Origin of the sequence: Kluyvera sp. NPDC087067, assembly GCF_044745165.1 — a bacterium.
Lineage (GTDB): Bacteria > Pseudomonadota > Gammaproteobacteria > Enterobacterales > Enterobacteriaceae > Kluyvera.
This window is the reverse complement of the sequence record NZ_JBIUZS010000001.1, coordinates 899,791-911,520: the sequence shown is the minus strand read 5'-3', so window position 1 is coordinate 911,520 and position 11,730 is coordinate 899,791. Positions and strand designations below refer to the sequence as shown.

Sequence of the window (11,730 nt, the reverse complement as noted above, 5' to 3'; positions counted from 1 at the left end):
CGGATCTTCGTTTCTGTTTTTAAGGTTCCGGGGCTGAGTTATTGCCAGGCCCACTGGAGTCGCTTTTAACGTGATAATGGAGATCCGATGATAAGACTACCTAAGGCCGGCATGGCGTCACTGCTTTTCATGCCGTTAGTTTTACAGGGATGCGCGGCGCCCTTATCAACGGGAACCCCGACCCGGCCGCTGCTTACGGCACAGGAAGCGGCACCGTATACCCTTGAAAATTACTTTGCACAAGGCGGTTTACGGCAAAATCCAAAAGGGCCGTGGCAACCGCCCGCCATCGAACTGACTCACATTGACACACCGTGGCGCGTCGCGCCGAGCGGCGCTCCTTTTACGCGCGTTCAGCAAGCGGTTGATGCCGCATTGGCAAAGCGTCAGGGAAACGAGCGTATCTATATTCGCCTTGAGCCCGGCGTCTACACCGGTACGGTTTATATCCCGGATGACGCGCCACCGATAACACTTTATGGCGCCGGAACCGGCCCGGATGCGGTACGTCTGGAGCTGGCGATCGATTCACAATTTAGCCCGGCACAGTATCGCCAGACGGTGAATGCCGATGACTACCCGCCATCGTCGCCAGCCTATTATCAGTATGCGCTGTGTGCCGGTAAAACGACGGCGATCATTGGCACTAACTGTGCTGCCGTCGTCTGGTCACAGAGCAACGACCTCCAGTTAGTGAACCTGACCATTGCCAATAGCTTGCTGGATACGGTGGATGGCGGCACGCATCAGGGCGTTGCGCTGCGTACCGACGGCGACCGCGTCCAGTTACAGAATGTGCGTTTATTGGGGCGTCAGGATACGTTGTATCTCAACGTGAGTAATCGCCATAACGACGCGCTGACTGACAGAATCAATCGCGTTCACGTACAGGATAGCTATATCGAGGGCGACGTTGACTTCGTTTTCGGCCGCGCGAACGTGGTGTTTGACAACGTGCATTTCCATACCGTGTCCACGCGCAAATCCCCGGAAGCCTACGTGCTAGCGCCCAACACGCTACCGGACAATCCCTACGGTTTCCTGGTGAAAAATAGCCGCTTTACGACCGATGAGGGCTATAAGGGAAGCTTCAAAGCGAAGCTAGGGCGCGCCTGGGATCAGGGGGCAGGGAAAACCGGTTATCTTCCGGGGAAAACGGCCAATGGTCAGGTATTGATCATCAACAGTACCATTGATAGCGGCTATGACAGCCTGTCTCCGTGGGGAGCGGCAGCGACCACCGGCAGATCGTTTAAGGGGAATACGGATAGCGCGCGGCAGCTAAACGATGTGCGGTATAACCGGCTGTGGGAGCGGTGAAATGGCAGCGGGTAGGTCTGAGAGGCGGCGTGCTATCAGGCGGCCAGGCGCATATTGCCGGATGGCGGCGTTGCCTTATCCGGCCTACATCAATCGGTAGACCGGATGGGTGCATTGCCTCATCCGGCCCAGATCAAACGGTAGCCCGGACGAGGCAACGCCGACTCCGGGAAGTGCTCAAAATCTAACCGTGAAACATGCCTGAAGCTGCCGCTGCATTTCAGCGTCTAACTGCCAAAGATTCTCCCCATCATCCGACTCCATGCTGCGCGTATACAGGGCCACCAGCCAGTCATAAACGTAGCGTGAGGCTGCATGAACCGGCTGTTCACCCAGTTGGGTCAGGCGCGCGCTGTCGGGGGCGGTACTTTGCGCAAAGACGGCGCTGCCTTTGGCAATACGGCTTGCCGGGCGCTGTTCGACGGGCAGTTCGGCATAACCTAACCAGTTGATGAAGTTGCCAAGGATCGCGCGAAGCTGGGCCGCACCCGCTTGTTGCTCCGTGCTGGCGCGACGTAGCTGCTGCGCGAGTGCCAGCCTTTGACTGGCGGCAATGAGCGTGAATACCAGCTGCTGTTGGGTCGTTGAAGTCAACTGAGCATGGGGCTGACGGCTCCACTGGCGCAAATGTCGACACCACAGCGCGTAAGCCTGAGATCCGGGATCCTGATGTGAAAGCGCATGATGTTGTGATGTCTCCTGAGCGGCAAACAGATCCACAGCATCATTAAATAACCCGCTGACTTTTTCTTCCCGCTGCTGTTGAACCTGACACAATGCGTCAAACGCGCTCAGCTCCGGTAACAAACACGCCAGCAGTTCACCGTGCCGCGATGCATGAGTTTGCAGCTCGCGAATGGTGCTCTCTATTCGCGCCGTGTTCGACTCAGTGCTGGCTAACAACGGCTGGCAGAGAGTGTGCAATTGCTGCTGATAACTTGCCATCATCGCGGCAAAACGACGTTCGCGTAATGTGGGTTGTGTCGCTTGTGATAACCATTCAATTAACCGTTGCAGGCTACTGTGATCCAGTGCCTGTAAGGTACCCCAGTGCAGGCCAGGTTTACCCACCAATTGCTGAACGGTTTCATCGAAATGACGTTTATGAATGAAACGATCATCTTCCGGCGTAATTGCCCAGACCAGCCCGGGCAGTTTATTTTCCTGCGCAGGTTGCGTTTCATTCACCCAACGCAATAGCGCTTTAGCGGTCGACGCAATGGCGGTGCGCTGCGCTGTCGCGTTACACACCAGCACAATATCAGGCTGCTGATGCTGACGATAATTCTCGAGCAGCCAGCGGCACTTGCTGGTCCACAGCGGCGCATCCGCGCTTACGGGCGGGACGGGAATATCGATAATATCTACGTTGTCCAGCACGCCATGTTCGGTGCTCAGCACCAGTTCAAGGGTCAACTGCGCCAGTGCCGTTACCGGAATACTGACCGCATTCTGATGACCTTCGTCGGTAAGCGGATGAACCAGCACCGCGTCATCGCTTTCGCCGCCAGGCATTAAGAAAGCGTCCATCGGCAGCGTGAAGGCATCAACCAACAAACTGAGCGGCGCCAAAACCTCGCGACGATTCCCCAGCTGATGCAAGGTATGCGCCAGCGTAAGCCAATGTTGAGTCAACGCATGCTGTTCCCCCCACAGTAAAGACCATGCCCGTGCTCGCGCGGTGAGATCGAGCGAAGGCAATAGGTGCGCAAACTGATACCACAGGCCATCGTCAATTTGCTGGTAGGACGTCGGCAGCGTGTCGCGCCAGAAACGGGCAATGGCGGCAATCTCTTTAGGCGTAATACCGGGCACCGGCTGTGGCTGGCGGAGGCTCTGCCAGCCTTGCAGGCGACTGGCGATAACGGTGGCATCGGGGGGACGTATATCACCGCGTTGCCACGCGTGGGCGATAAACAGTTGCACCAATGCCGCTTCGCTAAGCAGCGTCAGGCGCAGAGGGAATGCATCGTCGGTGGCGGCGGGGGCGCGGCTAAAGCGCACGGCCATTTGCGTCAGGCTATGCCCTGGATTGATATGGCTGAAATAATCGAGCGTTTTACTGCCTGCCTGCACGGATAACCGTCCCTCACCGTTGCCGCATAGGGTGCGCAGGAGATGCGCTTTGGACGCCTGAGAATGGCCGAAAAGGGCAATACTGGGCCGTAGTTTACTGCTCGCCACTTGAGAGGTTTGTTGGGCGTCCAGCGCCAGCAGGCGCGTCAGCAGAGCATCTGCATCATCATCAAGCATCGGAGAGCGTTGGCGGGCGACGGCGAGCCAGTCGATAACGTTATCTAATGGGGTCATTTGAGGAATACGCTCCCGCTATCAATCCAGTAATGGCTGCCGCTGTGGCGGCGGTCGGCCAGGGTGTTCAGTTTTAAGGTCAGGTCATCTGGCGACACGGGTGTACCGTCCTGAAGCCAGGCTTCGCTCAGAATAAATGCCTGTGGCGCTTCGTGCTTGCTGCCGCCCGCAAGCTTCAGGCGCACCTGGAGGACGCCGTCACCGGCGATGGCTTTCGCCAGCTCTGGCGAGTTAATGCTCAGCGTATACAGCGGCGTGGCCGGCCAACGGGTATTTGCCAGTTGACGGAAGCCCAGCGTGACGTTGCCGCGCAGCGGGAAGTGCAGACGTGCATCAAGCTTTGCGCCGGGCTTATCGAGGTCGAGGTCGTGATACCAGATATTTTCATCGCGCAACGTGTTAACGGTTTTATCCAACACACCGAGATAGCGCACGGTCGAGTAGGCACCAATGTCGGCGGCTTTGAAGTTGAAGTGCGGCAGACGCAAGTCCAGCGCCAGGCTGCACAACATGGCCCCAACCGCCGCCGTGGATTTCGGGTTACCAATGCGTCCTTGTTGGCTAAAGGGATACCATTCATGAACGTGATATTTATCCAGCCACACCATACGGTTAACCGGCACCGGTTGCAGATAGCGGATCAACGCCTGCACACCCGGCAAACACCCAGGTCGGCCGGTCACCAGCAGCACGTCGCAGGCGTAATGAGAAATGGCCTCACACAGGGCATGCAGGGGCCCTGCGAGGGTAAATTCACCGTCGAGCATCGCCTGCTGTAACGCGCTGAAGGTGACCTCAATTGGCACTGCCAGCAGATCAAACGGGGTACTTCCTACCGGCAGGGCATGTTCAATCGCCTGGCCGACATAGTTCAGCACGTTACGGGTCGGCGTTTGGGGAAGTAATTCACCAAAGGTGGCGTGCAATCCAGCCAGCGGATCCTGAGTGTCACTTTGCTCCCACGCCGCCAGAATGGCGTGGCCGATGGGCATAAAGAGCTGTAACGTCGTCTGTTGACGCAGGACGGCCTGAGTGTCCAGCCGTCCTGAGTCGCCAAACAGCGTTGCCATTAGCGCCTGTGCGTCAGCGACACCGGATTTTTGTAGATGGATTTGCAGCGCGGGCAGAACGCAGCGCTGAATAATATCCAGCAAAACGTCATCCCCGGCGATTTTAAAGCCTTCGCGGAACAGCAGGCGCGGGGTGATTTTGACGTTGCCGCCAATACCGTCGTCGAGCTGATATTGCGCAATCGCCATGTCGGTGGTACCGCCGCCGAGATCCAGCGATGCAATGCGCAGCGCACGCCCGGGAGCTTCGCCCGCTTCCGGCAATCGGTCGGGGCGCGCCATTGAGGCGAATAGCGCCTCGGTCTGCCCGGCAAAGTGGGAGATAGCCTCGTTATACAACCAGACTAATTGCCCGCAGCTCGCCTCATCCCACTCCATATGAATTTTCGGAATAGGGACAACGCTCTTTTCCTGCAAGCGTACGTTGGCAAAATCCTCATCCTGTGGATGCCAACCCATGGCTTTCCACACCAGCGCAATGGCTTCGAACATACGTTGACGGAAAATCTCACGCTCTTGTTTTGGCATTGCCGAGGGCAGGGTCAAAATCAACGTTCGCAACTGGCGTGGAGAGGCGGGGAAGCCTAAACGCAGACGCGTCGCCACGCTGTTGATTTGTCCCAGCGCCTGCGCCAACAGCTCGCAGAGCATATGCGTCATCAGGGTGCTACGACTGTACTGCGGTGAGAAGACCGGCATACGCTCGTCCGCAGGCAGGGTAAACAGCGGCTGACCTTCGTCATTCATCAGGTTCATCAACGGGAAAGCGGTTGCCAGCGGTTCGCGTTGGGTTTTGCTGTTCATCTGGCTAAAGCGCCAGTCCTGCACGGTTGGCGTCTCGTCCCACAGATAGCGACGCGGGCTGGAAATTCCGCTGTAGCCTTCGGTACCTAAACGCTGCATCGCCAGCTTGCGGGCTTCATCGCCAACGCGCACCAGAGAAGGCCAGATAAAGGCATCTTCACGCCCGCTCTCAACGGAGAAATGTTGTTTGCCAAAGCGTGATTCGGAGAACTCTACCCGGCTGGTAAACAGCGGTTCGTTGAGATACTGCGGCTCGCTGAGCGAACGAACCTGTAATTCAGCGGTTTGTCGCAAGCCGTCGTTGGCATCACCGTGATCTTCAATAATCACGCCGCAAGTGTGGGTATTGCCAACGTCGAGAATCAGATCCACCGGAATCGCTGGCGTGCTGAGGGTAGCGGTGACGATTTTAATCTCAGGCACCGTTAGCTGCTCGCCGAGTAGGGCCAGAATATTGAGCCAATGGCCCTGATACTCAAAACTTCTCAGCGCCTGGCTAATCTCACGTTCGCTGCGGCTTTCGTGGACGGCAAGGCTTTGCTGAAAGACTTCGCGTAGCCAGCCGTCAATCCACGTCTGGTCAAGAAAATCATTCACTTCGTGGTCGCGCCAGGCCAGCGCAAAACGCGTGCCGTTAAGCAGATCGTTAGTCACGGGAGATAACGCGGTAGCCGCTTCATCGCTCACCTGGCTGTCAAATGCGAGGGTCACGCGATGCGTGTTGCCCGCGCTGTCCGGCGTGGCGAGTTTACGAATTTGCACCCGGGCCCAGTTATCCGGCCCTTCCACAAAGGTGCGCGGCGGGTTAAAACGCAAAAATGGCAGCGGTAGCCAGACACCGTCAAGCAGGGTCAGCGAGTGGTGCAGCGGCAGGGTGGATTCAGGTTTCACCACCTCTGGCGGACGGCCCGGTTCGCCGGGTAGCGTGTGGCGTTGGTTGACGACGTCATAGTCGAGGCGCAGCAGCGGGCCGTTGGCGGTTTTGCGCACAAAGCGACCCTGTTGCAGCGACTCTTGAGGGCTGAGGCCGAAGTCGAGGAACTGGACGCCGCTATTGGCAATCAGCGTCACGCTCTGTTTGTAATCACATAGGGTAACCAGCATGGTTTACGCTCCCGTCTTTTTAAAGGTCAACGGGACAACCGTTTTGGCGTCAAACCGTGCATGACAAACGGCGACATTACTGTTGCCAGGTTTACAGCTGATTTCCGGTAGCGGGTAGCGCGTACCGTCGCTGCATTGCGCATTGCCGCGGCTTTTAATCATCAGCTCGCCGTTTTGGTGTAGACCAGAGAAAATCGCGGCTTTGCAGATAATATTCCCTTCACGCACCAGTCGGGCAGTGCCTTTATTATTCTGAATCTGATAGCGCAGGCTCGGCGCTTTGCCGCTATGAGCATCGCTGATATCCATTTGCAGACGCCAGGTGCCGTTCAGAAAACGGGTTGTGCCGGTGCGCATTTGCGTGGCATCCATCACCATCGCGTCCTTGGGAATGGCGGCGATGACCACCGGTTTTTCTTCCACTTCGACCACGGGCTCGCGTTTGAAACTGGCCTGATGCAAAGGCAGGGCGGCGGCTAACACCGGGAGCGGTTTTGTAGCGGGCATTTCCGGCATGGCCGCTTTCTCGGCTACCGGCTCGGACTCTGCCTGTGAGGTTGGGATGGTTAACGGCACGACAATTGCGAGCGCCGCCACGGCTGCTGCGAGCGGGATCCCCCACATCCAGCGAGGTCGGCGTGCTTTTGGTGACGGGGCAGCGGCGACGGTCTCCACGGGCGTGGGCGTTTCATCCGGTTCATCAACCGGTAACGTATAGGCGTTAATCAGCGGCTCATCTGCTGACAGCAACGGCGCTTCGGCTTGCTGGAAAACGATAGCCGGTGCCAGCGGTTCTTCAACGGCTGGGAGCTCAGCAATCTCCGGGACTACCATCTCCTGCGGCTCAACGTAGCGCAGGCAGTCCAGGGTATCTTCACGCGCGGCTTCGTTAAGATTCACAAACCCCCAGAAGCTGATAACGGGTTTGCCGTCGACCAAAAACAGGTGGTTTTCACCAGGAAACTGGAGCGATTTTTCCAGTAGCGCGCCGAACAACTGCTGAGCGGTTTTGTCCGATTGCAGGCATTTTTTACTCAGCGTACGAGCGCTCTCCTGCAATCCCTCTAAATAGTGCAGCGCGCGGGTGCGTAACGTTTCGTCAGCGGCTTTCCAGCTCACCACGTCGCCTTGTATCGGCGAATACCAGTCTACCCGGTCACCTTCATCGTTAAGCTGCGGGATCGCCAGGCAATCCGCCAGGGCGAGTTGTTTACGTAAACGCAGGGTTTCACGCACCTGCAACGCAAGATGAAACACGGTTTGCCCGCCGCCGCCTACGGCCTGGAAATCATCAAGACTTCCGCTGCGTAAAAGAATTTTTGCCACGTTCTTATCCCATAGACTTCTTCACGGCATTACTTTACGCAAAGCGAAATGCAACAAACGGCGAATGAAAGGGGTAAATAGGGTAATTCTCGCGGCATTGAATGTTATTACTTAAGTTAAATCTTGTGGTTTTTTCCTATAGTGACAATAACCGGCATAAATTCTATCAAGTTAGGGCTCAGAACTTCGCGCCCTGCGTATTTCCCACTTATAGTTCTTGTGTCGCCTCACACGGAGAACAGGTATGCGCAACCCCACCTTATTACAATGTTTTCACTGGTATTACCCGACCGGCGGTGAATTGTGGCCGGAAGTGGCGGCATTAGCCCCGAACCTGCAAGAAATTGGTATCAATATGATCTGGCTACCGCCGGCCTATAAAGGGGCGTCGGGTGGCTATTCAGTGGGCTATGACAGCTACGATCTTTTCGACCTCGGCGAGTTCGACCAAAAAGGAACGGTCGCCACCAAATATGGTGATAAAAACCAGCTACTGGAAGCGGTAGCGGCGCTGAAACAGCATGACATTGCGGTGCTGATGGACGTGGTCGTCAACCATAAGATGGGGGCAGATGAAAAAGAGCAGGTTCGCGTCCAGCGCGTGAATGCTGACGATCGCACGCAAATTGACGAGGAAATCATCGAGTGTGAAGCCTGGACTCGCTATACGTTTCCCGCCCGTGAGGGAAAATATTCGCAGTTTGTCTGGGATTACAAATGCTTTAGCGGTATCGACCATATCGAAAATCCTGATGAAGACGGCATTTTCAAAATCGTCAATGATTATACCGGTGAAGGCTGGAACGATCAGGTTGACGACGAAATGGGAAATTTCGATTACCTGATGGGCGAAAATGTCGACTTCCGTAATCATGCGGTGACCGAAGAGATTAAATACTGGGCGCGCTGGATGCTTGAGCAGACACAGTGTGACGGCTTTCGTCTTGACGCCGTAAAACATATTCCCGCGTGGTTCTATAAAGAGTGGATTGAACACGTACAGGAAGTGGCACCGAAACCGTTATTCGTCGTGGCGGAATACTGGTCACACGAAGTGGATAAATTGCAGCAATATATCGACCAGGTTGCCGGAAAATCGATGCTGTTCGATGCGCCACTGCAACTGAATTTCCATAAAGCCTCGCGCATGGGACGCGACTACGACATGAGTCAGATCTTCACCGGTACGCTGGTGGAAGCCGATCCTTTCCACGCGGTGACGCTGGTGGCAAACCATGATACTCAGCCGCTTCAGGCGCTGGAAGCTCCGGTCGAAGCGTGGTTTAAACCGCTGGCCTATGCGCTGATCTTGCTGCGTGAAAACGGCGTGCCGTCGGTCTTTTACCCGGACTTGTTTGGCGCGCACTACGAGGACAGCGGCCAGGATGGTGAAACCTACACCATCGACATGCCGGTTATTGCGCAGCTGCATGAATTGATCGACGCTCGTCAACGTTACGCCCACGGGGTGCAGACGCTATGGTTCGATCACCCGAATTGCATTGCGTTTAGCCGCAGCGGAACGGATGAGATGCCGGGATGCGTTGTGGTACTTTCCAATGGCGATGACGGTGAAAAAACGCTGACCCTTGGCGAAAACTACGGCAATAAACGCTGGAAAGATTTCCTCAACAATCGCGAAGAGACGGTCGAAACTGACAGCGAAGGCACAGCGACCTTTACCTGCAATGGCGGCTGCGTCAGCGTGTGGGTACTGGAGGAGGTGCTCTGACAGCTACCCCAGCGTCGCAGGATGCTGGGGGTATTTAATTGATGTTAATGGATTAATTTATGATTTATGCCGATTGGTTATTTGCCAGCTTTGTAACGCTGTGCTGTTATTAGTACGACCATCCTTATAATAAAATCGAAAGGCATATAACCATGACCACAGGGAAAACGCTCCTCGCGCTGGCGCTCAGCGCACTGTTACCGGCAAGCGCCGCCTGGGCGGCAAACAATGACACGCTGATCTACTGCTCCGAGGCTTCACCAGAATCTTTTAACCCGCAAATCGCCAGCTCCGGCCCAAGCTTTGTGGCCAGTTCTCAGGTGCTGTATAACCGCCTGATTAATTTCGATCCGGTGAAAAATACGCCGGTGCCGTCGTTGGCTACCGAATGGACGATTTCGCCGGACGGGTTGACCTACACCTTTACGCTGCGTCAGGGCGTGAAGTTCAATAGCAACAAATTCTTTAAACCGACCCGTGATTTCAATGCCGATGACGTTATTTTCTCGGTGCTGCGTCAGAAAGACAAAGACCATCCGTATCACAACGTGTCGCAGGGCAATTATGAATACTTTAGCGACGTTGGCCTGGACAAGCTGATTAAAGAAGTGAAGAAGGTCGATGATTATCACGTCCAGTTCGTTCTGAGTGAACCTAACGCCGCGTTTCTTGCCGACTGGGGTATGGACTTCGCATCAATTCTCTCGGCTGAATACGCCGATGCGATGCTGAAAAAAGGCACGCCGGAAAACGTCGACAACTGGCCTATTGGCACCGGCCCGTATGTTCTTCAGCAGTATAAGGTTGACTCACAGATCCGCTATCTCGCTAACCCCAACTACTGGGACGGCGCGGTGCCCACCAAACATCTGATCTTCTCCATTACGCCGAACGTGGAAACACGACTGGCAAAACTACAAACCAACGAATGTCAGATTATCCCGGCGCCTTCTCCGGTACAGTTTGATGCGATTAAAAAGAATCATGACCTGGCGCTGCACGCGGTTGAAGCGTTGAATGTCGGCTATCTGGCGTTTAACACCGAGAAAAAACCGTTTGATAACGTATTAGTTCGTCAGGCGCTTAACTATGCGACCGACAAACAGGCCATCGTGAATGCGGTGTTTATGGGCTCCGGTACGGTCGCTAAATCCCCAATCCCACCGAATATGCTCGGCTATAAAAAAGATCTGCAAGATTATGGCTACGATCCTGAGAAAGCCAAAGCGCTGCTTAAACAGGCGGGGCTTGAGAAGGGCGTTGATGTGACGTTGTGGTCAATGCCGGTGCAGCGTCCTTATAACCCAAATTCACGGCGTATTGCTGAGATGATCCAAAGCGACTGGGCGAAAGTCGGGGTGAAAGCCAAAATTGTCAGCTATGAATGGGGTGAATACCTGACGGGTATCCGCAAGGGCGAGCACGACAGCGCGCTTTACGGATGGATGTCGGATAACGGCGACCCGGACAACTTTGCTAACACCTTACTCGGCTGTGACAGCATAAAATCCGGCTCAAACGCCGCGCGCTGGTGCAATAAAGAGTATGATGGCCTGATGAAGAAAGCCCTGGTCGAAAGCGTCCCGGCGAAACGCGCCGCGCTTTATGGGCAGGCGCAGGAAATTTTCTATCAGCAGGCACCGTGGATTGCGCTCGCCAATGGCAAAACGTTCTACGCTACCCGCAGTAACATTACCGGTTATAGCGTAAGCCTGATGGGCAGTGATTTCTCGAAGGTGAAAATTAATTAAGGAGTGAAGATGTCGCATCTGGATGAGGTTAGCGAACGTGTTGAAGCCGCGCTTGCGGAAAACGTGATTACCCATATGAATGAATTGTTGCAGGTGCTGAGCGATGACGCCGAGTTAAGCCGCGAAGATCGCTTTACCCAGCAGCAGCGTCTTCGGGTTGCCATCGCGCATCACGGTAAAAATCAGCAAGAGCTGGAAGAGCTGCGTCGGGAACTGCTAAGCCAGGGCGGCACGATTCTTTAGTTTTTCTGCCGTTGGCACCCGGCGTCGCTTTGCTCGGCCGGGCTACCGATTGGCATAGCAGCCATCCGGC

At 55.4% G+C, this 11,730-nt stretch carries 7 protein-coding genes; 4 read left to right on the top strand and 3 right to left on the bottom strand.

Annotated features, from left to right (window positions below):
* Positions 1-87 precede the first annotated feature (87 nt).
* The gene (locus ACIPDS_RS04375; protein WP_400732981.1) at positions 88-1,320 is read left to right on the top strand and encodes a putative acyl-CoA thioester hydrolase; all 1,233 of its coding nucleotides are present in this window, start codon (positions 88-90) and stop codon (positions 1,318-1,320) included.
* A gap of 177 nt (positions 1,321-1,497) precedes the next feature.
* Here the strand turns inward: ACIPDS_RS04375 and ACIPDS_RS04370 are convergent, their stop codons facing one another.
* From ACIPDS_RS04370 to ACIPDS_RS04360, 3 genes are read right to left on the bottom strand one after another with little or no spacing between them, the layout of a single operon-like run.
* Positions 1,498-3,630 (bottom strand): virulence factor SrfC family protein, encoded by a 2,133-nt coding sequence (locus ACIPDS_RS04370; protein ID WP_400732979.1) that lies wholly within the window; start codon positions 3,628-3,630, stop codon positions 1,498-1,500.
* On the bottom strand, positions 3,627-6,608 hold the full coding sequence (locus ACIPDS_RS04365) for a virulence factor SrfB (RefSeq protein WP_400732977.1): 2,982 nt from the start codon (positions 6,606-6,608) through the stop codon (positions 3,627-3,629). The genes ACIPDS_RS04370 and ACIPDS_RS04365 overlap by 4 nt, the downstream gene beginning before the upstream one ends.
* A gap of 3 nt (positions 6,609-6,611) precedes the next feature.
* Positions 6,612-7,934, bottom strand: coding sequence for an SrfA family protein (locus ACIPDS_RS04360; RefSeq protein ID WP_400732975.1), 1,323 nt, complete (start codon positions 7,932-7,934; stop codon positions 6,612-6,614).
* Between the two features lie 244 nt (positions 7,935-8,178).
* On the opposite strand from ACIPDS_RS04360, the gene amyA reads away from it, so the two are divergent.
* From amyA to ACIPDS_RS04345, 3 genes are all read left to right on the top strand, one after another.
* Entirely contained in the window at positions 8,179-9,666 is a 1,488-nt protein-coding gene (gene amyA, locus ACIPDS_RS04355; RefSeq protein WP_400732973.1) for an alpha-amylase, read from the top strand.
* Between the two features lie 152 nt (positions 9,667-9,818).
* Positions 9,819-11,417: an ABC transporter substrate-binding protein gene (locus ACIPDS_RS04350; protein ID WP_400732971.1), complete on the top strand. Its 1,599-nt coding sequence runs from the start codon at positions 9,819-9,821 to the stop codon at positions 11,415-11,417.
* A 9-nt stretch (positions 11,418-11,426) separates the two neighbouring features.
* Positions 11,427-11,660 (top strand): DUF2526 family protein, encoded by a 234-nt coding sequence (locus ACIPDS_RS04345; protein WP_400732969.1) that lies wholly within the window; start codon positions 11,427-11,429, stop codon positions 11,658-11,660.
* The last annotated feature ends 70 nt before the right edge of the window (positions 11,661-11,730 follow it).